Genomic DNA, 22107 nt, shown 5'->3' with positions numbered 1-22107 from the left:
CGCCCAGGGCGTGCTCGAAAACCAGACCGCCTTCACCCCGACCGGCGGCGACCCGACCGATCTGTCCTCCTGGACCCAGGCCCCCCTCGACAGCACGGGCGTGCCCCAGATGAGCGCCACGTTCAAATCCGTTTCCAACGGCTCGGTCCTCTCGAGCCAGACCATGGGGTTCAAGACCGGCCTTTCGGCATCCGGGGCGAGCTGGAACCCGAACGGCCCGTCCTCGGCCGCGGACATCGGCACGCTGGCCGCGGCCAACGCCGGCTTCGACCCTTCGAGCACCCGAAACGCCGTGGCCTGCACCACCAGCTACGCCACCTCCTCCTATACCCAGGCCCAATCCCAGGACGGGTTTGCCTCGGGCACGCTCAATAGCACCAGCGTGGATGAAAACGGCGTGGTGTCCGGCACCTTTTCCAACGGCCAGACCAAGGACCTGTATGTGTTGGCCCTGGCCGATTTCCGCAACCCGACCGACCTGCGCCGGGAAGGCAACAACCTTCTGAGCGCCACCACGGAATCCGGGGCGGCCACCACCGGCCGGGCCAATTCCGGGATCTACGACGGGATTTCGGGCTACTCCCTGGAGTCGTCCAATGTGGACATGGCCACCGAGATGGTCAACCTCATCACCTTGCAACGGGCCTTCCAGTCCAACTCCAAGGTGGTGACCACGGCCGACACCATGATGGAAAAGGCGCTGGAGATCAAAAAGTAGGCGGGGTCGTCAACGGCCGTACTGCCGGCGCCACTCGTCGAGAAAGAGCAGCGACGTCTCAAGCGGCGACAGGAGCCCCTGCCGGGCCCGCACGGCCCAGATCAGATCGTCGAAGGAGACGTCGGCCGGAAGCGAAAGCTCGCGCAAAAGTCCGGCCACCTCGTCCCGCAGCTCCGGCGGCAACGCGGCCAACGCCTCCCCTCCCCGCTCCCCGACACCCCAGCCCGGATGCCGTTCGGCCGTAAACGCCAGCAGACGCTCCATGCGCGCGGCATAGGTATGGTCGCGCAGGGCCCGGGCCCGGGCCTTGGCCGCATAGGCCGCCCGCTCGTCGGGGTGGGCCAGGAAGTGGGCCAGCCGGTCCTTGAGCTCCGCCATATTCCCGAATTGGGCCAGCTCGTCCGCCTCGAAAAGCTCGGGCAGAAGCCCCCGGCGGTCCACGAGCTGGAACGCGCCGCACATGGCCAGCTCGAAGGTGCGCGGGTTGACGAAATCGCCGCCCGACACCAGGTCGGCCACGGACACGCTCGAATGCAGGTTCAGGTTGACGGCGGCGGCGTTGAAGACCTTGACCGCCTCTTCGGTGGTGATCCGCCGGCCGTCCAGGCGGACGCGCGGGCCGAGTACCGCGTCGCCGTCCCAGTCGCTGCCGAAAATCCCCAGGCCGAAATCGAGGAGCTCGGCAAAAGCCACCCGTCGGTTGGGATAGCCCGCGCCCATGAAAGACGTTTCGGCCCCGTAGATGCGCCGCTCGACCGGAGAAAGGTCCAGGGGCCGGTGCACGGCCGGATCGGCGGCGAGCGGCAGGTACAGCGCGTTTGTCTGGCCGATGGCCGCCAGCTTCTCCGGGAAGGGCTCCTTCTGGATGACGGCAAAGACATCATAGAAGGGGGCGAAGGCCTCCCAATAGGTGAAGAGCCGGAAGTCCTCCACGAACCACATGGCCGTCTTCACCCCGTCCCGGCGCAGGCGTTTGAGGGCCTGGCGCGACAGCGGGGCCTGGGCCAGGGCCAGGACCAGGTCCGGGCCGAAGGTCTCGGCCTTGGCGCAGACCGCCTGGGACACCACCTGGAGGAAACTGTTCTCCAGGTATTCCAGCCGGTCGGAGGTGACGCGCAGGTCCTTGAGCGCACCGAAGGCCGGGTAGAAGGCCGGGGCCTCGAAGACCTCGACCGTATGGCCGAGCTTCGCCAGGGCCGTGGCGCAGTACCGGCCGATCGGCAGCGAGCCGCCGTACATGGGCAAAACGACCAGGACGCGAAGGTTGCGCGGAAGGTCCATGGCTACCACTCTCCCTCAAGAGGCCGGCCCGGGGGCGGCAGGATCCAATCGGTTTCCAGATACTGGGCCTCGGCCAGCCGGCGGCCAAGGTCCGGGTCCAGGGCGTCGGCCCGCCGCCCGGCCAGCCGGCGGGTGAGAAAGGCCCGGAAGGCCGCCCGGGCCGCCTCGGTGGGGTCCTGGCCGCAGACCGGCCGGCAGACCATGCCCAGCGTGTCGCAGTCCGTGGCAAAGCCGACGATGCCGGCCGGCGGCCCGGCCTTGGCCGCGCCGGACAGGGCCCGGACCAGGGCCGGATCGCCGAACGGCGGCAGGCAGGCCAGCCCTTCGCCGCACGGGGCCGACTCCAGGCAGGGGGCGCAGGGGGTCACGGCCTGGAAGACCCGGTGGCCGACGCCGTAGGGGCCGGTTTCGTGGCACCAGGCCGAGGACAGGAAAAAGGCCGTCACCGGCACGCCGCAAAAGGCGGCCAGATGCATGGCCCCGGTGTCGGGGGTGACCAGCCGGTCGAGGCCGGAGAGGGAATCGGCCAGGCCGAAGAGGTCGGTCTGCCCGGTCAGGTCCCGGCAGGCCTCGCGCACGCCCGGATCCAGCCTGCGCAGGAGGGCCCGGGCCTCGGACGCCTGCTCCCTGGTGCCATAGAGCGTGACCGACTTCCCGCCCGTGGCGTGGAAAAGCATCCGCACCAGCGGGGCCAGGATTTCCGGGGGGAGCGACCGTCTGGCCGTCCGGCCGGCCAGGGCCACGCCAAGGCCGCCCCCGCGCGGGGCGGCCACGGGATTGACCGCCTCCGGCGGCAGGGGGTCGTCGTCCAGGTGGGCCCAGATGTCGGCCAGGTTGATGCCGCCGCCCCGGCGATCCCGGGCGAGGCGGAAGACCAGGCGCAACAGCGGGTCCTTGTCGGTCTGGCCGGCGGTCTGGCGGTAGCCGCGCTGGGCCTCGGGCGGGAACAGGGCGGCCATGGCCATGCCGAGCGGCGAGAAATTGAGGCAGAAGACCCGGTCGAAGGAAAGAGCGGCAAAGGTCTCGAAGACCCGGCGCGACGCGAGGACCCGGCTGGCCGCCGCATCCTTGGCCAGACCGGGCAGGCCGTGGGCCGGCAGGCCGTGGACCACGGCAAAAGGATAGAGCCGGCCGGCCAGGGGGGCCAGGGACGTGTCCACGGCCAGATGGACCTCGCCGCCGGTCCGCGCCGCCTTGGCGGAAAGGCCGAGGAGCAGCCGCCGGGTCTGGAGGAGATCCCCGAGCCGGGCCAGTTGCAGGACCAGGAATCGCGCCATGGAGCCTCCGTTGCCAGACCCGGACCCCGGGCAATCATGTGAAAAAAAGCCCTTTCCGGTCCAGGCGTTCTTCTGTTATAGGAGGCTTCCATGCGGTATTATCCTATTTACGTCAATCTGCAGGGCAAACGCTGCCTGGTGGTTGGCGCCGGCCAGGTCGGCCGGCGCAAGATCGCGACCCTTGCCGCCTGCGGCGCGGCCGAGGTCCTGGTCCTCGATCTGGCCGAGCCGGACGCGGCCTGCGCCGAGACCCTCGCCCATCCGGCCGTGGCCTTCGCCTGCCGGGCCTACGCCCCCGCCGACCTCGACGGCCGGTTCCTGGTCATCGCCTCCACGGACAACGAGGCCTTGAACTGGGAGATCAGCCGGGAATGCGCGGCCAGGGGCATCCTCTGCAACATCGTGGACCAGCCCGAGAAGTGCAGCTTCATCGTGCCGGCCCTCTACACCCAGGGCGACCTGACCGTGGCCATTTCCACGGGCGGCGGCTCGCCGGCCCTGGCCCGCAAGATCCGCCAAGGGCTCGGGGACTTTCTCGGCACCGAGTACGGCGCCCTGCTGCTTCTCATGAGCCGGCTGCGGCCCATGGTCCTTGGGCTCGGGCTCGGCAGCCCGGCCAATTCGGAACTTTTCCGCGAACTTGTCCATTCCCCGCTGATCGAGGCCCTGGAACGCGGCGACGCGGCCGCCGCCGAGGCCATCCTTCGCGGCATCCTGCCCGCATCCCTCCACGGCGAGGCGGCCGGGCTGGTTTCGGGAGCCCTCGGACATGTCGGCGTTTAACATCCTTTTCGTCCTGGTCCTGGCCGCCTATTTCGCCGGGGCCACGTTGCACCTGCTTGGCGTGGTGGCCGGCCGGCCGGGACTGCGTCGGCTCGGCAACGGCCTGACCGTGGCCGGATTCGCCTTCCACTCCGCCGACCTGGCCGTGCTGTTCGCCAGCGAGGGCGGGGCGGCCCTTTTGTCCGGGGAGTTCTACTTCAGCCTTTTGGCCTGGAGTTTCCTGCTGATCTACTTTTTCCTGTGGTGGCGGCTGCGCCTCGAAATGCTCGGCCTTCTGGCCGCGCCCCTGGCGGTCTTCCTGTTTCTGTCGTCCCAGGCCGTGACGGCCACGCGGATGCCGCTGCCAAAGGCCCTTGGCGGACTCTTTTTCGGGCTGCACATCGGGGCCCTCTTCCTGGCCATAAGCCTGCTGGCCATGGCCTGCGGCGCGGGCGCGGCCTACCTGTACCTCGAGCGCAAGATCAAGACCAAGGAGAAGCTTTCCGGCTTTTCCAAGGCCCTGCCCGCCCTTTCCACCTGCGACACGGTCAACCGCTGGGCCGTGGCCGCCGGGTTTCCGCTCTACACCGTGGGATTGCTCTCGGGCTTCATCTGGGCCAAGCTCACCTGGAACCGCATCTTTTCCTACGATCCCAAGGAGATCACGGCCATCGGCGTCTGGCTGCTGTTCGCCTTCCTGTTCCACCAGCGCCTGTTTCTCGGCTGGCAGGGCCGCAAGACGGCACGGCTTGCCATCTGGATCTTCGGCCTGACCCTCGTGTCGCTTCTTGTCATCAACTTTTTCATGCCAACACACCATAGTTTCGCGCGATATATCGATGGAGCATCAAATCTACCTGTTTGGCCTCAACCATAAGACCGCCGGCGTTGAAATCCGGGAGGCCTTCGCCCTCGGCGACCGCCCCAAACTCGGCGAACTGCTGGTGCATGGCGAGGCCCGCCTGCGCGAGGTCCTCGTGCTTTCCACCTGCAACCGGGTGGAAGTGCTCGTGGCCGACGTGCCCGGGCGCGACGTGCGCCCGGCGGTGCTGGCGGCCTGGGCCGAAACCTGCGACCAGGACCCGGCCGCCCTGGCCCCCCACCTCTACGAGCACCGGGGTCTGGACGCCGTGGACCACCTTTTCTGCGTGGCCTCGGGACTCGACTCCCTGGTCCTTGGCGAACCGCAGATCCTTGGCCAGCTCAAAGCCGCCTACCGCCACGCCGTGGCCTGCGGCACGGCCGGGGTCATCACCAACCGCCTGTGCCACAAGGCCTTTTCCGTGGCCAAAAAGGTGCGGACCGCCACCGGCATCGGGGCCAGCGCCGTGTCGGTCAGCTACGCGGCCGTGGAGCTGGCCAAGCGGATCTTCGGCGAGATGGCCGGCAAGAAGGCCATGCTGGTCGGGGCCGGCGAGATGGCGGAGCTGGCGGCGCTCCACCTGCTCAATGCCGGCGTGGCCGAGATCCTGGTCGCCAACCGGACCTATGCCCGGGCCGAGGAACTGGCCTCGCGGTTCAAGGGCCGGCCGGTGGCTTTCGAGGAATTCGTCTCCCGGCTGCACGAGGTCGACATCGTCATCAGCTCCACGGGCGCGCCCCATGTGGTCATAAAGGCCCGGGACGTGCGCGGCGTGCTCAAGGCCCGCAAGCACAAGCCCATGTTTTTCATCGACATCGCCGTGCCGCGCGACATCGACCCGGATGTCAACAGCCTGGACAACGTCTACCTCTACGACATCGACGACCTCCAGGAGGTGGTGGAGGAGAACCTGGCCCAGCGCCGGGAAGAGGCGGCCCGGGCCCGGGACATCATCGGCCTGCAAGTCGAGCGGTTCGGCGAATGGCTCAAGTCCCTGGACGTCAAGCCGACCATCGTGGATCTCCTCTCCACCGGCGAGGACATCGCCCGCCGGGAACTGCGAAAGACCCTGCGCCGCCTGGGCCCGGACGTTCCGGACGAAACGCGGCAGGCGCTCGAGACCCTGTCCCTGTCCATCAGCCACAAGCTCCTCCACGAGCCCATCGCCTTTCTCAAGCGCCGGGCCCGGGAGGAAAAAGGCGACCGGTTCATCGACCTCACCCGCCGCATGTACAACCTGGACCGCGAACGCGTGCCGCAACATGCCCATGCGGATCGGAAACCGGCCGAAGACGATTCCGAATCCCCGGACTTCGACACCCCGGATGCAAGCGAGTAACCCATGCGATCCTATCTCATAGACGAAATTTCCGGCGACAACATGGCCCTGATCGAAAAGCACCTGGCCGAAAAAGGGTTCAAGGGGCCGCTCGACCACATCTACTACATCCCCTTTCCCCAGGAGATGCTAAACGACGAGCAGCAGCAGCACTACGAGGTCTGCGGGCCGTACACGCTCATCCTGGAAACCGGGCGCAACTGGCTCAAGCTCGAACTGCTGGTGCGCGGCCGGGGCAAGCTGCGCTGCTCCTGCATCAGCTACTGCACCCCGGAACAGCGCCAGCAGATGATCGACTTCCTGGACAACTTCATCCGGGAACTCGACATCCCGGTCTAGGCCCGTGCGCGCCCTGATCCTGCCCCGAACGGCCGGCCACGCCGCCCGACCCGCGGTCCCGTCCGGCGGATGCCCTGGCGGCCGCGCCCGGCCGGGACCGCACCCCTCCTCCCGGCCGTTGCGGCCCTGAGGCACTGCGGGCCGTCGCCCCCCCAGCCGGCCCGTCACCGAACCGGCCGCCCCACACCCGGCCCGCGCCACGCCATGAACCAGCCCACGCCCCCCCCATCGCCCGCCGCCGGCCAGCCGCCGCAACAGCGGCCCGGACGGCTGGCCGACCTGCCCCGGCCCCAGGCCCGGCTGTGCCTGGACGTGGCAAAATTCCTCGTCCGGGACTGCGGCCTCGACGCCGGGACGCTCCGGGGGGCGACCTGGCTGGTGGCCTGTTCCGGCGGCCCGGACTCCCTGGTCCTGCTCCAGATCCTGCTTCTCCTCGCCCCGCGCCTGGGCTTTCGCCTGGAAGCGGCCCACCTGGACCACGGCCTGCGCCCCGGGTCCGGGGCCGAGGCCGCCCGGGTCCGGGCCTTTTGCCGCGACCGGGACGTCCCCTGCCACCTGCGCCGCGTGGACGTGGCCGACGTGTCCCGAACGCGGAAACTTGGCCTGGAGGACGCCGGCCGGGCGGCCCGGTACGGCTTTTTCGCGGACCTGCTGGCCGAACGGCCCGGGGCCTTCGTGGCCCTTGGCCATCAGCTCAACGACCTGGCCGAGGACCAGCTCATGCGCCTTACGCGCGGCACCGGCTGGCCGGCCCTTGGCGGCATGGCGGCCGTGGACCCGGCCCGGCGGCTGGTGCGCCCGCTGCTCCTGACCCCGCGCCGGGACATCGAGGCCTTTGCCGCGGCCCTGGGCCTGCCCGTGGTCCACGACCCCACCAACGACGACCCGGCCTTTTTGCGAAACCGGTTGCGCCAGGGCGCCTTGCCGATGCTTTGCGCGGAAAACGCCCGCTACCTGGAAGCGGCGGCCCGGCTGTGGCGGCAGGCCCGGCTGGACGCGGACTTTATCGAGGCCGCCCTGCCGGCCCTGCCCGATCCGGCCGCCCTGCCCATGGCGGCCCTGGCCGGCCTGCCTGCGGCCCTGCGGCTGCGGCTCTACCGCCGGGCCCTGGCCGCCCTTGGCCCGGGGCAGGCCCTGGGCGACACGCTACTCGCCCTGGACGCGGCCGTGGTCCGGCGGGACACGGGCCGGGTGTTCCAGTTTCCCGGCGGCAAGACGGCCCGGATCGACCGTCTGGCCGTGGCCTTCGGCCGGGAGCGCGCCAAGGCGGCAAAACGGGAAACGCCATTGACAGGGCTTGGCCCGGAGGGTAATGAGGCCGATTGTGAAAAATCAAACATGGAGGCAGTCCCGGTGAATATTCTCACGTTCGGTCCCAACGGCAGCGGCAAGGGCACCCAGGGTTCCCTGGTGAAAAAGAAGTACAATCTGGCCCACATCGAGTCCGGGGCGATCTTCCGCGAACATATCGGCGGCGGCACCGAGCTCGGCATGAAGGCCAAGGCCTTCATCGACAAGGGCGAACTCGTGCCCGACGACATCACCATCCCCATGATCCTCGAGACCCTCAAGGCCAAAGGCGGCAACGGCTGGCTCCTCGACGGCTTTCCCCGCAACATGGTCCAGGCCGAGAAGCTGTGGGAAGCCCTGCAGAAGGAAGGCATGAAGCTCGATTACGTCATCGAGATCCTGCTGCCCCGCGAGATCGCCAAAAACCGCATCATGGGCAGACGCCTGTGCGTCAACGACCCCAACCACCCCAACAACATCTTCATCGACGCCATCAAACCCAACGGCGACAAGTGCCGGGTCTGCGGCGGCGACCTCAAGACCCGTTCCGACGACCAGGACGAGGGCGCCATCGGCAAGCGCCACGACATCTACTACGACACCACGACCGGCACCCTGGCCGCCGCCTATTTCTACAAGGATCTGGCCGCCAAGGGACAGACCAAGTACATCGAGCTCAACGGCGAGGGTTCCATCGACTCCATCAAGGATACCCTGCTGGCCCAGCTCGCCTAGTCCACGGGATTTCGCCTTGCCCGACGGCCCCGGGGGGAATACCCTCGGGGCCTCGTTTTTTGGCCCATGAGGAGTTCGCCATGGCTCACGATCCCCTGCGTCTTGGCCGCATCGCCTACCTGAATGTCTGGCCGCTCTACGAGGGACTGGTCCCGGCCTTTCCCGAAGGCCCGGACATCGCCTACGTGCCCGGCCACCCCTCGGACTTGAACGCCGCCCTGGCCGCCGGAACCATCGACGCGGCCCCGGCTTCGGCCTTCGCCTACCTGAGCCGACCCCAGGATTTCAAGCTCCTGCCGGACCTGTGCATCCGGGCCGCCGACGGCCCCATCCAGAGCGTGCTGCTCGTGACGCCCGTGCCCTTGCCGGATCTCCCCGCCCACCTGGCCCGCACCGGCGACCCGGTCCTGCTCTCCGGGGCTTCGGCCAGCTCCAACGCCCTGGTCCGGGTCCTGTGGCGGTTCGCCTGGAAGTTCCCGGACGCCCGGTTCGAGACCGTGCCGCCGGGGACAGGCCAGGCCACGGGCAAGCCCTTTGTGGAGATCGGCGACCTGGCCCTTGGCCGCTACCTCGATCCGCCGGCCGGCTGGCACGTGACGGACCTCGGCCAGGCCTGGCTCGATTTCGCGGGCACACCCTTTGTCTTCGCCCTGTGGATCGTGCGGGAAGGATTGGCCGGCCGGCGGTTGGCCGCCCTTGGCCGGGTGCGGGAGACCCTTGCGGCCATCAACCGGACCCTGCCGGAAACCCTGCCGGCGCTCGTGCGTGCGCCGTCACGGCCGGACTGGATCTCGCCGGAGGATCTGCTGGCCTATCTGCGGGTGGTCAATTACGACTTGGACGCGGCGGCCAAGGCCAGCCTCGTGCTCTTTGCCGCGCACTGCCGGGAGCTCGGGCTGCTCGACGCCGTGCCGGGCCTGCGCTTCGCGCTGTAGCCCGCCCGGCAACGGCATTTTCCAATAGGGGTGCCGGTGGCCGGGCCCGGCCCGGTCAGCAGCAGGGCAGGCCCAGGATCTCGGACTTGCGGGCCTGGACGAGCAGATCGGACACGTGGATGGCGTCGAGTTCCTTAAACAGGCTGGCCGTGGCCCGGGCCCAGATCTGGCGCGTGACGCAGTCGCTGGCGATCAGGCAGGCGTCGGGATTGCCCACGCATTCGGTCAGTTCGGGGCGGACTTCCAGGGCCCGGACCACGTCCCCGACCCGGATGTCCTCGGGGGCCATGGCCAGGATGTGCCCGCCCTTGGGGCCGCGCTTGCTGTGGATGAAGCCGGCCTTTTTCAGAGCCCGGATCAACTGCTCCAGATATTTGACGGAAATATTGCGCCGTTTGGCGATGTCCTGAATACGGACCGGACGTTCGCTGCCATGGAGGGCGATATCGATGAGCATGCGCAGCCCGTAGCGGCTGCGCGTGGTAAGTTGCATGGGCCCTGTTCCCCCTGTTTGGGACTTGTGCAAAACAGAACAAGGGCCGGTCTATCAGAACCCTCCGCAAATGGCAAAAGGCGTCTTGGCCGGCTGGCCGCTCGTTCCGTCCCCCATGGCCTCCCCCGGCCGGCTAGCCGCCGACCGGGGGAGGCCATTCGGAAAACGCTTGGAAAATCAGGACTTCTCCTCTTCACCGCCTCCGCTGGCCGGCTTCCCGCCTCCCGCCCCCCGGCCGGGCCGGTGGATCGACAACCGGACCTTGCGCCAACCGCCGCCCTCGGTCAGGGCGTCGAAGGCGAAGCGCAGCCAGCCGAGGAGCGACCAGGCCAGCCACACGGCCCAGGCCAGCATCAGCCCCCGGAAAACGGCCATGGGCGCGGACACGACCAGGGCCTCGGGCAGGGGGCCGGCCACCCGGTCCCAGGTCCAGACCAGGCTCGCCGCCGTGGACCCGCCGCCTGCCACCTGCATGCGGGGCAGGCCAAGGAGCCCCAGGCCCAGGATGTCGTAGAGCGCGGCCAGACCGGCCAGGGTCAAAAGGACGAGCAAGACCTGGACGGCGTTGAAGGCCGCGGCCCCGGGCACGGCGTGGCGCCGGCGGGTGCCGAGGGCCGGCAGCCAGGCCACGGCCAGGACGACGCCCGCCGGCGTGGCCTGGCTGAGGCCGAGGGCGTACAGGAACCACTGCCGCCGGGAAAGCGGCGAATGGGGCAGGGCGGAAAGCCCGAGGCCAAGGACCACCACCGCGGCCAGCCAGCCCCAGTAGAGGACCGCCGGGCCAAGGAGGGTGGGGGCCATGACGGCCAGGAGCCAGCGCCCGCCGGGCATCTCCAGCCGCGTCTGGGCCGTTGCGGCCGCAAGCCCCAGGTCCGGGGCCGGGGTCCGCAGGAGCGCCGCGGTGCCGATGGGCTCGCGAAAACGCAGGCTCACCTCGGTCAGGCCCGGCGGCAGGGCGAAGCCGACCTCGCCGTCCGTTCCGGTCGGCAGGGTCTCCCGGCCGGCCACGTCCAGCCGGGTCACGGTCGCCTCCCTGGGCAGGCGGACGGCGTGGCGTGTGCCCTTGGCCGCCCGGAAGGTCATGGCCAGTTCGCTGTCCCGGGTCTGCCCCCCCTGGCGCGTGGTCAGGACGGCCCGCTCCAGGGTCAGGTATTCGCCCGGCGCGGCCTCGGGCCGGGTGACGCGCAAGGCCAGGGACTCGCCGGGCCAGGGCGCGAACCGGGGGGCGTAGCCGCCGCCCGGGGACAGGATGGCGACCGGCGGCAGGCCGTCATAGGCCACGTCGTAGAAGGGCGCGGCCGTGACGGTCCAGGTCTCGGCCACGGACCCGCCATCCGGCGCGGTCAGGGTCAGGCCGGTCCCGGCCGGCAGGCGCGACCGCCACGACACCCGGCTCTGGCCCGGGGCAAAGCCGATGACCGCCTGGCCGTCCCGGACCGTGACTCCGGCCGCGTCCGGCCACTCGCCGGGCAAAAGCGGCACCACGGCCACGGCCGCCACCTCCGGCGGCGACCGCCGGACCACCTCGGTCGCCACCTCGAAGGACAGGCCGAAACGGATCTGGCGGCTGACCTCGAAAAAGGGCGGGATGCCGGCCGAGGCCTGGCCCAGGACCGGCCCTCCCCCACCGGCCTGATTCTCGGCCCGGGTCAGTTCGAGCGCTCCCCGCAGCACACCCCGGGCGTCCAGGCCCCGCACCCGGTAGCCGGGCGCCGTAACCCGGGTCCGGCCCGGAGCCAGGGCCGGGGTGACGGTGAAGGACACGGCCGCCGGGGCCGGGCCGCTCATGACCACCACGTGGCGGCCGGCCTCGGCCAGGACCTTCATGCTCCCGCCGGCCCGGGTCAGCTCGGCCGCCGGCCGGCCGTCCAGGGTCACCGTGTCCGGCCGCCAGTTTTCCGATACCCGGGGCAGGGGCAGGGCCGTGCGGACGGCGGCGTCCACCTCGCTTGTCACGGTCAGCCGGCCGCCGTCCAGGGCGACCGAGAGGCCGGGGCTGCCCAGGCAGTCGGGGAAGCACCGGGCCGGCTCGGTCAGCCGGGCGCGCAGGGTGTCGAGGAGTTCCTTGTCCGGGAAATCGCCGGCAGCCGCCGGCCCGGCCAGGCCCAGGGCCAGCCCAAGGGCCAGGAGGAGGCCGGCCGCGGTCGCGCCCATGGTCGGCGGCGCCGCCGGAGCGGCCAGCCGGCGCATCCGGTTCCGGTCGAACAGCAGGAAGGCGGCCAGGCCGAGGAGGCACACTCTGGCGAACCCGATTCCCATGGTGGCAAGAGGCGGCACCAGGACCAGCCGCAACGTCTGGGACGGGGCCACCGGGCCCTTCCAGGCCAGGGAGACCGTGGCGAAATGCCAGGACGGCATGGCCGGCCCGGTCTGGACCAGGGCGCTCGGGTCGAATTCCAGGCGAGCGGCCTCGGCCGCGTCGGCTGCGGCCTCCGGCGACGCGGCCGCGAAGGTGCGCCCGCCCGCCCGGTCCTTGGCCATGGAGGCCTGGGGCCGGGGAGCCATGGCCGGGGCCGGGACGGGCATGGCCTCGTTGCCGCCGGCCAGCTCGGCCTGGAGCGGCACGGGTCCCGGCGCGATCTGCGGGGCCACGGCCCGGCGCAGCTGGCCGGCCACGAACGGCAGGGACACCACCACCAGGGACACCAGCGACAGGGCGAAAAAAAGGACCGCGAACCGGCGGAAGGCCGGGCTTCCGGCGAGCCGTCCGGCCTCCCCGGCCAGACGGACGAGGCCCAGGCCGGCCAGGACGAACACCCAGGCCGTGGTCGGAGCCCCCGGCTCGTGCCAGGAAAAAAGCAGGAAACCTCCAAGCGCCACCCCGGCCCACGCGCCCCGCAGGCTGAAGGCGGCCATGGCCAGGAGAAAAACCAGAAAGAGGTCCAGGAGCGTCCAGTCCGAAACAAGGCCGCCGGCCACCTCGTCCGGGCCGGAAGCGGCCAGGAGATTCCAGCCGGGCGGCAGGTGCAGGCTGGCCGTGATCCGGTCGAATTCCCGGTCAAAGCCGCCGGCCGGAATGGCGGCGCCGGCGTCCGGGTAGCGGGACCGGGCCGCCAGGGACAGGTGGACGTCGCGAAGGGCCACGCCCCTGGCCCCGTCCGGGCCGGTCAGGACCACGGGCTGGTCCCGGCCGGCCACCGTGGTCCGGCCGAGTTCGCCGGGCGGCAGCAGGGAAAGCGTCCAGGCCGTGCGGTTCTCGCCGCTCACGGTGTCGCGGGCAGACAACCCCTGGCCGGAGAAATCGAGCCACAGTTCGCGGGACAAAACCAGGGCGTCGCGCCCGGCCGGGACCCCGCGCCCGAGCTCCCGAAGGGTGAGCGTCTCCCCGGCGGTGACGGCAAAGGCGGGCAGCTCCTGCCAGGCGGCCGGCACCTCGGCCGTGCGGGGATCGATGGCCGGCGGCCCTTCGGGCCGGACCTCGCGGCCGGCCGGGGCCGGGGCGAACGACCAGACCTCCCGGCCGTAGGGGCACGCGGCCGGCCCCACGGCCGCCACCGGCCCGGGATAGCGGGACACGACCTCCACCTCGTAGCGGCCCGGGCCCGCGTCGAGGACAAGCCCCCCGTCCGGACCGAAGGCCGACGGCACGGGCGCGCGCACGGCCAGCGGCGTGGCCCCGGACGGCACGGCCCCGGCCAGGGTGACGGTGCGGGCCAGGCCCGAAACCTCCAGGCGGAAAAGCGTGGTCACGGTCACGGGCACGCCGTCGGCGATCCGGCGAAAAACCTTGACGTTCTCATGGTTTTCCACGGGCTTGGCCGACGCCTCGGCCGACAGGCGCAGTTCGCCGGCCGGGGTGACCACCACCGGCACGTCCGCGCCCTGGCGCGAAAGCCGCACCAGCCCGACATCGGGCGGCAGCCCGAGGCTTTCCGGGGCGGCGTTCCAGCCGAGCCGGCCGGAAAGCTCGTACTCGCCCGGCCCGAGCCACACCGCCGGCCCGTCCGGCCGGGCGATGACCGGCACGGGCCGGCCGCCGATCCGCACCGACTCGGTCCACACCCCCTCGCCGCGCGGCAGGGACACCGGGCCCGCGTCGAAAAGCCGGGCGCGCAGGGTGAAATCGGCTCCGGCCGCGTCCACGGCCAGGCCGAGGCTGGTGGGAAAGAGGCAGATCCGGGCCTCGGCCCGGTTGCCGTCCGGGGGACAGAGCCGGGCGTCCGCCCGGTACAGGGCAAACCCCTGCCACGGGGCCAGGGCCGGGGGCACGTCCACTCCGTTCGGGATCCCGCCCGGGGCCCCGCTCTGGGCCAGCCCCGCCCCGGCCATGGCCAGGACCAGTCCAGCCATCGCCGTCAACGCCAGCACCGCCCGCACCGCTCGAATCAGGCACCCCATAGCAGGCCTCCCTTGGGTCTTTCCGGGTAACTCTTCTTTTTATTGCCCAAAGCGCCTGCCTTGGCAATGCGTCGCCACGTCCTCCGCCCGGACCCGGGCCTTTGCCTGGCCCGCCCTTCCCTCGGACCTGGATGCGGTATATCTGTCTGCACGCCGCGCGGCCCCCGGCCGCGCCAAACGCCGGCCTGGGACCCGGACTTTTCCACCCGCCCCGCTGCCGGCCCTTGCGTCTTTTTCCCATGAGGCCCCGATGCGCGACGTTGCCGATTTCGCTCCGCTCCTCCTCCACTGGTTTTCCTCCCATGCCCGGGCCCTGCCCTGGCGGCGGGACTACGATCCCTACGCGGTCTGGGTGTCGGAGATCATGGCCCAGCAAACCCAGATGGACCGGGTGGTGGACTATTTCAACCGGTTCATGGCCCGCTTCCCGGACATCGGCGCCCTGGCCGCCGCTCCCGAGGACGCGGTGCTCAAGGCCTGGGAGGGCCTTGGCTACTACAGCCGGGCCAGAAACCTGCTCGCCGCGGCCAGGATCGTCCAGGCCGAGCACGGCGGCCGGTTTCCAGCCGATTTCGACGCCATCCGGGCTCTGCCCGGCATCGGCGACTACACGGCCGGGGCCGTGGCCAGCATCGCCTTCGGCGCCGACACCGTGGCCGTGGACGCCAACGTGCTGCGGGTCCTGGCCCGGGTCTGCGACATCGACGCCCCGGTCAAGGAACCGGCCGGCAAGGCCCGGGTGCTGGCTGTGGCCCGTTCGCTTCTGCCCCCCGGCCGGGCCAGGGACTACAACCAGGCCCTGATGGAACTGGGGGCCCTCGTCTGCCGGCCGAAAAACCCGGACTGCCAAGCCTGCCCCGTGGCCGACGTCTGCCAGGCCCGCCACCTCGGCATCGTGGCCGACCGGCCGGTCCTCACGAAAACCAGGGACATCACCCCGCTTCTGGTGGCCACGGGCGTGCTTTTCCAGGCCGGCCGGATCTTCATCCAAAAGCGCCTGCCGGCCGGGGCCTGGGGCAACCTGTGGGAGTTTCCCGGCGGCCGCATCGAGGACGGCGAGATGCCGGACGCGGCCATTGTGCGCGAATTCGCCGAGGAGACGGCCTTTGCCACGGAAGTGGCGGCCAAGCTGGCCGTCATCCGCCACGGCTACACCACCTTCCGGGTGACGCTCCACTGCTTCCTGCTGCGCCTGCCCGGCCATGCCGAGGCCGCACCGCTGCCGGCGCCGGTCCTGACCGCCGCCCAGGAGAGCCGTTGGGTCCTGCCCGGAGAACTTTCCGGGTTCGCCTTTCCGGCCGGCCACCGCAAACTCATCGACCAGTTGGCAAACAGCCTCTGGATCCTGTAGGGAAATGCCCGGAGCGACGGCGACTGTTGCGTCCGGACACCCGCCTCGGACCTCTCCATGACCCCACGACACCACCACACGGGAGCCGCATGAGCGATACATTGGATGCCCTGCGCATCGCCGGGGACGACAAGGCCGCGCCCGGCGCGGCCGGGCCGCGCCGCCGGCGGCGCAAACGCTGGCCCTACGTCCTGGCCCTCCTGGCCGCGGCCGGGGTCCTGGCCTACGCCCTGTCGCCGCGCTCCTTCGTGGTCGAGGCGGCAACCGTGTCCCTGGCCTATCCGTCCCGCACCGTCACCCAGCTCACGGCCAGCGGCTACATCGTGGCCCAGCGCAAGGCGTCCTTGGCCACCAAGGCCACGGCCCAGCTGGTCTGGCTCGGGGTCGAGGAAGGCAGCCGGGTGAAAAAGGGGGACATCCTGGCCCGGCTCGAAAGCGCGGACGTGGAAGCGGCCCAACAGCAGGCCCGCCACGACCTGGAGGCGGCCCGGTATCAGATCGCCTCGGCCGAGGCGGAGCTGGTGGACGCGCGCCTCCATTACGCCCGCATGAAAAAACTCGTGGCCGGCGACTACGTGGCCCGGTCCGAGCACGACGCGGCCAAAGCCCGCCAGGACAAGGCCGAGGCCGCCCTGGCCGAGGCCCGGGCCAACCTGTCCGCCCGGGCCTCGGCCCTCAGGCAGGCCGAGGCCCAGCGCAGCTACACCGACCTCGAAGCCCCCTTCGACGCGGTCGTCCTGACCAAAAACGCCGACGTCGGCGACATCATCTCCCCCCTTGGCGCCTCGTCCACCTCCAAGGCGGCCGTGGTCACCATCGCGGACATGGCGTCGCTCGCGGCCGAGGTCGACGTGTCCGAAGCGAGCCTCCATCTGGTTGCGGCCGGGGAACCCTGCGAAATCCTCCTCGACGCCATCCCGAGCGAGCGGTTTCCGGGCACGGTCCACATGATCGTGCCGACCGCCGACCGGACCAAGGCCACGGTCCTGGTCAAGGTCCGGTTCGACAGCCTCGATCCGCGCGTGCTCCCGGAAATGAGCGCCAAGGTGGCCTTTCTCTCGCGCCCGCTGGGGGACGACGAGCGGACCCCGCGCGTGGCCGTGCCCGGAGCGGCCGTGGTCGACCGGGACGGCCGGACCGCCGTCTTCGTCATCAAGGACGGCAAGGCCGTGCTCACTCCCGTGACCCTCGGCGAAACCCTGGGCGACATGCGGGCCGTCACGTCCGGGGTCGAGACCGGCTGGCGGGTGGTGCTGTCGCCGCCGGAAAAACTGCGGTCCGGGGACGCCGTCACCCTGGCCGAGGGCTAGCCGATGCCGCGCCCGCTCATCGAAATTTCCCACCTGTCGAAGTCCTACCAGCGGGGCGACCAGATCATCCCGGTGCTCTCGGACATCACCTTCGACATCGCCGCCGGCGAGTTCCTGGCTTTGATCGGCCCGTCCGGGTCCGGCAAATCGACGCTTTTAAACTGCATCGCGGGCATCGATTCGGTGGACGGCGGCAGCATCGTCATCGGCGGCACGGACATCGCCACCCTGACCGAAGGCGAGCTGGCCGCCTGGAGAAGCCGCCACGTGGGCTTTATTTTCCAGTTCTACAACCTGATCCCGGTCCTCTCGGCCCTGGAAAACGTGGAGCTGCCGCTGCTTCTGACCTCCCTTTCCTCCCGGGAGCGCCAGGAGCACGCCCTGGCGGCCCTTGCCGCCGTGGGCCTGGCCGACCGCACCGACCACAAACCCTCCCAGCTCTCCGGCGGCCAGCAGCAGCGGGTGGCCATTGCCCGGGCCATCGTCACGGACCCGGATATCATCGTGGCCGACGAGCCGACAGGCGACCTCGACCGGCAGTCGGCCGGGGAGATCCTGGCGCTCCTTGGCCGGCTCAATGGCGAGCTCAAAAAAACCATCGTCATGGTCACCCACGACCACCGGGCCGCCGAAGCCGCCCATCTGGTGCGCGAGCTCGACAAGGGCGAACTCCGTGTTGCTCCTTAGGCTGGTCCTGCGAAACGCCTTCCGCCACAGGCTGCGGTCGGTCCTGACCATCCTTGGCGTCACCATCGCGCTTTTGGCCTTCGGGCTCCTGCGCACCGTGCTCGACGCCTGGCACGCCGGGGTGTCGGCCTCCTCGGCCAACCGGCTCGTCACCCGAAACGCCATTGCCCTCACCCAGCCCCTGCCCTACGCCTACAAGGGCCGCATCCGGCAGGTGTCCGGGGTCAACATCGTGGCCGCCGGCAACTGGTTCGGCGGCATCTATCTGGACGAAAAGAACTTTTTCGCCAATCTGGCGGTGGAGGCCGACGACTTCTTCAAACTCTATCCGGAACTGATCGTCAGCCCGGCCGAGGAAAAGGCGTTCGTCAGCGACCGCAAGGCCGCGGTCATCGGCCGCAAGCTGGCCGCCCGGTTCCACTGGCGCGTGGGCGACACCATCACCCTTCGCGGCACGATCTTTCCCGGGGACTGGCCGCTGACCATCCGGGCCATCTACCGGGGGGCCCGGCCGGACACCGACGAGACGGTTCTCTACTTCCACTGGGCCTACCTGGATGAGACCATGAAAAAACGCGCCCCCAGCCGGGCCGGCCAGACCGGATTTTTCATGATCGGCATCGAGGACGCGACCCGGGCCGCGGAAATATCCCAAAACATCGACGCGCTCTTCGTCAATTCCCAGGCCGAGACCCTGACCGAGACCGAGCGGGCCTTCCAGCTCGGCTTCGTGTCCATGAGCGAGGCCATCCTGGTGGCCATAACGGCCGTGTCCTACGTGGTCATCCTCATCATCCTGGCCGTGGCCGCCAACACCATGGCCATGTCGGCCCGGGAGCGCACGGGCGAGTTCGCGGTCCTGAAAACCCTGGGCTTTCGCAGCCCGACCATCGGACTCATGCTCCTTGGCGAGTCCATGATCCTGTCGCTTTCCGGCGCCGTCCTGGCCATGGCCCTGCTGCCGCCCCTGGCCCACGCCTTTGCCACCAATCTGGCCCAGTATTTCCCCATTTTTTTCGTCTCCCGCCACACCGTCGTCCTCGGCTTCGTCTTCGGCACCCTGGTCGGCCTGTGCGCGGCCGCGGTGCCGGCCTTGCGGGTCGGGTCGGTCCGCATCGCCGAGGCCTTCCGGAGGATCGGCTGATGCCCGTGCCGCTCGCCTATTCCTGGCGCAACCTGCGCACCCGGCGGCTGACCACGGTGCTTACCGCCGGCGGCATGGCGCTTGTGGTCTTCGTCTTCACGGCGACCTTGATGCTGGCCGAGGGCCTTCGCCAGACGCTGGTGGCCACGGGGTCGCCCGGCAACGCCATCGTTCTTCGCAAGGGTTCCGAGACCGAGGTGCAAAGCGGCATCGAGCGGTCGGCGGCCGCGGCCATGACCACCCGGCCCGAGATCGCGGTCGGCGGCGACGGCCGGGTCCTGGCCGCCCGGGAGGCGGTGGTCCTCATGGGGCTGACGAAAAAATCCACGGGCAAGACGTCGAACGTGGTGGTCCGGGGCATGGACGCGGCGTCGCTGGCCCTGCGGCCCCAGGTGCGGGTGGTCTCGGGCCGGCTGCCCCGGTTCGGCACGCCGGAAATCATGGTCGGAAACGTGGTGGCCAAGGGCTTCGAGGGAGCCGGGCTCGGCCAGAGCCTGCGGTTCGGGAAACGGGACTGGCCCATCGTCGGCATCTTCGATGCCGGGTCCACGGGCTTTTCCTCGGAAATCTGGGGCGACGCGGACCAGCTCATGCCGGCCTTCGGGAGAAACGCCTATTCCATCGTCCTGGCCGGCCTTCGCGAACCCGGGCTTTTCGAGGCCTACAAGGCGGCCATCGAGGCCGACCCGAGGCTCCAGGCCGAGGCCTGGCGGGAGACGCGGTATTACGAAAAGCAGTCGGACATGATGCGCAAGTTCCTGACCGTCCTCGGCGTGGCCCTGACGGCCATCTTTTCCCTCGGGGCCATGATCGGGGCCATGATCACCATGTATTCGGCCGTGGCCACCCGGGTGCCGGAGATCGGGACGCTGCGGGCCATCGGGTTCACCAGGGGCAGCATCCTTCTCGCCTTTCTCCTCGAATCCATGTTCCTCGGCCTTCTCGGCGGCCTGGCCGGAGTGGGCCTAGCGGCCGGGCTGTCCTTCGTCAGCTTCTCGACCACCAACTTCCAGACTTTCTCGGAGTTGTCCTTCAAGTTTTCGCTGACCGCCTGGATCGTCGGCCTGTCCCTCGGGTTTTCCCTGGTCATGGGCGTCATTGGCGGCTTTTTGCCGGCCGTGCGGGCGGCCCGCATGAACATCGTGGCCGCGCTCCGCGAAGCCTGATCCGCCGCCACCGAAACGTCACCGTTTCCAGGTGGCCGCCGCCGCATGGCCCGGATACGCTCACGAACGGCGCACGCCTTCTGGCCGCGTCCAATCCTTCGCGCGAGGCGGCTTATGCTCAGGCACACCCGGCCACAGCAGGTCAAGGCCAACCAGGAGTTCGGCACCGTCTCCTATGTCGGCCCGGCCAAGTCCTTTTCCCCCTACGTCAGCGTCATCCGGTACGGGGATGGCGGTTTTTCCGAAACGCGCTTCGAAAACGGCGCCTCGCCGGTCATCCCGCCGCCGACGGAGCACAGCGTCACCTGGGTCCGGGTGGTCGGCGTCCACGACATCGCCGTGATCAAGGCCGTGGGCGAGACCATCGACATGCCGTCCATGCTCATGGAGGACGTGGCCGACACCACCCAGCGCCCGAAATACGAGGAATTCGGGGACGCCATGTTCATGGTCCTCAAAATCCTCGACATGGGCACGTCCCGGGACTCCCTGACCGCCGAGCAGGTCAGCATCGCCATGGACGGGAGTTCGGTGTTCACGTTCCAGGAAAATGCCGCCAATGTCTGGGACACCTACCTGGACCGCCTCCGAAAGGGCCGGCACCTCGGCAAGTCCGACCCGCACTACCTGATGCTGGCCCTGCTCGACGTGATCGTGGACCGGTACATGCTGACGCTCGGCAAGCTCGGAGACAAGGCGGAGGAGATGGAGGAGGAACTCTTCGAGATCCAGACCGAGGAAACCCTGTCCATGTTCTACGACCTCAAGCGCGAAACCGCCTACCTGCGCAAATACATCTGGCCCCTGCGCGAGGTCCTGCAGTCGCTGTCCCACAAGAAGCACTCGAAAAAGGTCAGCGACTACGCCAAATCCTACCTGCGGGAAATCGTGGACCACGTGAAGACCGTGGTCGAAACGGTGGATACGCTCAACCAGATCGCCACCAGCATGATCGACGTCTATTCGTCCGTGGCCGCCATGCGCATGAACATGGTCATGAAGGTGCTGACGGTCGTCGGCACGATCTTCATTCCGCTGACGTTCATCACCAGCCTCTACGGCATGAACTTCGAGAACATGCCGGAACTCAAATGGCGGTGGGGCTATTTTCTGGTCCTCGGCTTCATGCTGGCCCTGAGCCTCGGCATGCTGGCCTGGTTCCGCAAGAAAAAGTGGCTTTGAGCGGCAGGCCGGCTCCGCCCCTGCCCCGCCGGGGGAATGATTCCCCGGTCCCCTCGCCCGTATAACCCAAAAGCCCGGAAGCAACCGCTCCCGGGCTCTCTTCGCCACACTCCCGCGCCATGACGCAGGCTGCGCCAAAGGAAAATACCTGCTCCGCCGTTCAGGGGGTCCGGGGGGGATGATCCCCCCGGCCGCCGGAGGCCTTTTCCTCGTCTCTTCTCCTCCGCCCCTACTGGGCCCGGCCGCACGGCCCGTCGTGGCCTTGGTGGCTGCCTTGGCGCTCGAAGTCGGTCAGGTAGTCGAGGAGTTTTTTCGTCTTGCCGGCGTTGGCCGTATCGCCGAGCTCCTCGAAAAGGGCGATGGCCCGGGCGTACCAGACCTTGGCGGCTTCGAGGTCGCCTTGCAGATTGGCGCAAAGGCCCATCTGGTGGCAGGTCTTGGCCTCGCCCGGCGTGTTGTCGTGCTTGGTCTCGAGGTCCAGGGCCCGCTCGTACCAGGTGACGGCCGTGGCGTAGTCGCCGGCCAGCTGGGCCACCACGCCGAGCTGGTGGCAGGTGACGGTGATGCCGCCCTCCAGGCCTTCCTTTTCGCTGATGGCCAGGGACTTTTCCAGCCACTCCCGGGCCCCGGGCAGGTCGCCCGATTCCTGGCTGGCCAGGCCCAGGTTGTGCTGGGTCATGGCCTGGCCCACGGCGTCGTCCAGGGCGGCGAAGGCGGCCAGGGCCTGGGTGAAGCCTTGCCGGGCGGCCTCGAACTCCTTGCGTTCCAGGGCTTCCAAAGCGGATTGGTGCAGGGCCTCGGCCTTGGCCGCGGCCTCGTCGTTGGCGTGAGCAGTGTTCAAAGCGTCCTCCCGGAGGCCGGGACAGGGCGCGGGGGCGCGCCGCCGGCCGGTTTCGTG

General features: G+C 69.7%; 18 protein-coding genes and 1 pseudogene (1 of these 19 cut by a window edge). 14 read left to right on the top strand and 5 right to left on the bottom strand.

Annotated elements, in window-relative coordinates; translation table 11 throughout:
* Positions 1-718, top strand: the final stretch of a protein-coding gene (locus DFW101_RS17215) for a flagellar hook protein FlgE (RefSeq protein WP_009182792.1). The gene continues 839 nt to the left of window position 1, outside the view; only the last 718 of its 1557 coding nucleotides appear in the window; its start codon lies beyond the left edge, outside the window; it ends in the stop codon at positions 716-718.
* 9 nt (positions 719-727) lie between these two features.
* Here DFW101_RS17215 and DFW101_RS17210 read toward each other — a convergent pair whose 3' ends face one another.
* Together DFW101_RS17210 and DFW101_RS17205 are read right to left on the bottom strand one after the other, a co-directional pair.
* Positions 728-1999, bottom strand: a complete 1272-nt coding sequence (locus tag DFW101_RS17210) for a CgeB family protein (RefSeq protein WP_009182791.1) — start codon at positions 1997-1999, stop codon at positions 728-730.
* A 2-nt stretch (positions 2000-2001) separates the two neighbouring features.
* Positions 2002-3276: a glycosyltransferase family 9 protein gene (locus DFW101_RS17205; RefSeq protein WP_009182790.1), complete on the bottom strand. Its 1275-nt coding sequence runs from the start codon at positions 3274-3276 to the stop codon at positions 2002-2004.
* 90 nt (positions 3277-3366) lie between these two features.
* On the opposite strand from DFW101_RS17205, the gene DFW101_RS17200 reads away from it, so the two are divergent.
* The 7 genes and pseudogenes from DFW101_RS17200 (at position 3367) to DFW101_RS17170 (ending at position 9538) form a co-directional block, all read left to right on the top strand.
* Positions 3367-4059, top strand: coding sequence for a precorrin-2 dehydrogenase/sirohydrochlorin ferrochelatase family protein (locus DFW101_RS17200; RefSeq protein ID WP_009182789.1), 693 nt, complete (start codon positions 3367-3369; stop codon positions 4057-4059).
* Entirely contained in the window at positions 4046-4915 is an 870-nt protein-coding gene (locus DFW101_RS17195) for a cytochrome C assembly family protein (RefSeq protein ID WP_009182788.1), read from the top strand. The genes DFW101_RS17200 and DFW101_RS17195 overlap by 14 nt, the downstream gene beginning before the upstream one ends.
* Complete coding sequence (gene hemA / locus DFW101_RS17190; RefSeq protein ID WP_009182787.1) at positions 4878-6239, top strand: glutamyl-tRNA reductase; 1362 nt, start codon at positions 4878-4880, stop codon at positions 6237-6239. The genes DFW101_RS17195 and hemA overlap by 38 nt, the downstream gene beginning before the upstream one ends.
* A gap of 3 nt (positions 6240-6242) precedes the next feature.
* On the top strand, positions 6243-6578 hold the full coding sequence (locus DFW101_RS17185) for a hypothetical protein (RefSeq protein ID WP_009182786.1): 336 nt from the start codon (positions 6243-6245) through the stop codon (positions 6576-6578).
* A gap of 69 nt (positions 6579-6647) precedes the next feature.
* Positions 6648-7445: pseudogene (gene tilS, locus DFW101_RS20075) on the top strand (tRNA lysidine(34) synthetase TilS); the annotation flags it as partial.
* Between the two features lie 486 nt (positions 7446-7931).
* A complete protein-coding gene (locus tag DFW101_RS20070; RefSeq protein WP_043643476.1) occupies positions 7932-8603 on the top strand; it encodes an adenylate kinase in 672 nt (223 codons plus the stop codon).
* An 80-nt stretch (positions 8604-8683) separates the two neighbouring features.
* Positions 8684-9538 (top strand): menaquinone biosynthetic enzyme MqnA/MqnD family protein, encoded by an 855-nt coding sequence (locus tag DFW101_RS17170; protein WP_009182784.1) that lies wholly within the window; start codon positions 8684-8686, stop codon positions 9536-9538.
* Between the two features lie 55 nt (positions 9539-9593).
* On the opposite strand, the gene DFW101_RS17165 is transcribed toward DFW101_RS17170, so the two are convergent.
* Entirely contained in the window at positions 9594-10031 is a 438-nt protein-coding gene (locus tag DFW101_RS17165; RefSeq protein WP_009182783.1) for an RrF2 family transcriptional regulator, read from the bottom strand.
* A 177-nt stretch (positions 10032-10208) separates the two neighbouring features.
* Positions 10209-14321: a hypothetical protein gene (locus tag DFW101_RS17160; protein WP_232286104.1), complete on the bottom strand. Its 4113-nt coding sequence runs from the start codon at positions 14319-14321 to the stop codon at positions 10209-10211.
* Positions 14322-14619: 298 nt separating this feature from the next.
* Between DFW101_RS17160 and mutY the strand changes: the two genes are divergently transcribed.
* The 6 genes from mutY to corA all read left to right on the top strand — a co-directional run bounded on the left by mutY (position 14620) and on the right by corA (position 21209).
* The gene (gene mutY / locus DFW101_RS17155) at positions 14620-15720 is read left to right on the top strand and encodes an A/G-specific adenine glycosylase (RefSeq protein ID WP_009182781.1); all 1101 of its coding nucleotides are present in this window, start codon (positions 14620-14622) and stop codon (positions 15718-15720) included.
* 89 nt (positions 15721-15809) lie between these two features.
* A complete protein-coding gene (locus DFW101_RS17150; RefSeq protein ID WP_009182780.1) occupies positions 15810-17030 on the top strand; it encodes an efflux RND transporter periplasmic adaptor subunit in 1221 nt (406 codons plus the stop codon).
* A gap of 3 nt (positions 17031-17033) precedes the next feature.
* Entirely contained in the window at positions 17034-17717 is a 684-nt protein-coding gene (locus tag DFW101_RS17145; protein ID WP_009182779.1) for an ABC transporter ATP-binding protein, read from the top strand.
* Entirely contained in the window at positions 17704-18861 is a 1158-nt protein-coding gene (locus tag DFW101_RS17140; RefSeq protein WP_009182778.1) for an ABC transporter permease, read from the top strand. Before DFW101_RS17145 ends, DFW101_RS17140 begins: the two co-directional genes overlap by 14 nt.
* A complete protein-coding gene (locus tag DFW101_RS17135; RefSeq protein WP_009182777.1) occupies positions 18861-20027 on the top strand; it encodes an ABC transporter permease in 1167 nt (388 codons plus the stop codon). The genes DFW101_RS17140 and DFW101_RS17135 overlap by 1 nt, the downstream gene beginning before the upstream one ends.
* A gap of 114 nt (positions 20028-20141) precedes the next feature.
* Positions 20142-21209 (top strand): magnesium/cobalt transporter CorA, encoded by a 1068-nt coding sequence (gene corA / locus DFW101_RS17130; RefSeq protein ID WP_009182776.1) that lies wholly within the window; start codon positions 20142-20144, stop codon positions 21207-21209.
* Between the two features lie 229 nt (positions 21210-21438).
* Here the strand turns inward: corA and DFW101_RS17125 are convergent, their stop codons facing one another.
* The gene (locus tag DFW101_RS17125; protein WP_009182775.1) at positions 21439-22050 is read right to left on the bottom strand and encodes a tetratricopeptide repeat protein; all 612 of its coding nucleotides are present in this window, start codon (positions 22048-22050) and stop codon (positions 21439-21441) included.
* Between the last annotated feature and the right edge of the window lie 57 nt (positions 22051-22107).

The organism is Solidesulfovibrio carbinoliphilus subsp. oakridgensis (genome assembly GCF_000177215.2).
GTDB classification, from domain to species: Bacteria; Desulfobacterota; Desulfovibrionia; order Desulfovibrionales; family Desulfovibrionaceae; genus Solidesulfovibrio; species Solidesulfovibrio carbinoliphilus.
Note: the sequence above shows the minus strand (reverse complement) of the source record. Positions and strands in the feature narration are given on the sequence as shown.

Excerpts from the sequence above, each read along its gene's own strand:
- DFW101_RS17150 (WP_009182780.1), top strand. The coding sequence starts at position 15,810 with ATGAGCGATACATTGGATGCCCTGCGCATCGCCGGGGACGACAAGGCC.
- DFW101_RS17200 (WP_009182789.1), top strand. The coding sequence starts at position 3,367 with ATGCGGTATTATCCTATTTACGTCAATCTGCAGGGCAAACGCTGCCTG.
- DFW101_RS17170 (WP_009182784.1), top strand. The coding sequence starts at position 8,684 with ATGGCTCACGATCCCCTGCGTCTTGGCCGCATCGCCTACCTGAATGTC.
- DFW101_RS17160 (WP_232286104.1), bottom strand. The coding sequence starts at position 14,321 with ATGGCTGGACTGGTCCTGGCCATGGCCGGGGCGGGGCTGGCCCAGAGC.
- hemA (WP_009182787.1), top strand. The coding sequence starts at position 4,878 with ATGGAGCATCAAATCTACCTGTTTGGCCTCAACCATAAGACCGCCGGC.
- mutY (WP_009182781.1), top strand. The coding sequence starts at position 14,620 with ATGCGCGACGTTGCCGATTTCGCTCCGCTCCTCCTCCACTGGTTTTCC.
- DFW101_RS17195 (WP_009182788.1), top strand. The coding sequence starts at position 4,046 with ATGTCGGCGTTTAACATCCTTTTCGTCCTGGTCCTGGCCGCCTATTTC.
- DFW101_RS17210 (WP_009182791.1), bottom strand. The coding sequence starts at position 1,999 with ATGGACCTTCCGCGCAACCTTCGCGTCCTGGTCGTTTTGCCCATGTAC.
- DFW101_RS17205 (WP_009182790.1), bottom strand. The coding sequence starts at position 3,276 with ATGGCGCGATTCCTGGTCCTGCAACTGGCCCGGCTCGGGGATCTCCTC.
- DFW101_RS17165 (WP_009182783.1), bottom strand. The coding sequence starts at position 10,031 with ATGCAACTTACCACGCGCAGCCGCTACGGGCTGCGCATGCTCATCGAT.
- corA (WP_009182776.1), top strand. The coding sequence starts at position 20,142 with ATGCTCAGGCACACCCGGCCACAGCAGGTCAAGGCCAACCAGGAGTTC.
- DFW101_RS17145 (WP_009182779.1), top strand. The coding sequence starts at position 17,034 with ATGCCGCGCCCGCTCATCGAAATTTCCCACCTGTCGAAGTCCTACCAG.
- DFW101_RS17135 (WP_009182777.1), top strand. The coding sequence starts at position 18,861 with ATGCCCGTGCCGCTCGCCTATTCCTGGCGCAACCTGCGCACCCGGCGG.
- DFW101_RS17185 (WP_009182786.1), top strand. The coding sequence starts at position 6,243 with ATGCGATCCTATCTCATAGACGAAATTTCCGGCGACAACATGGCCCTG.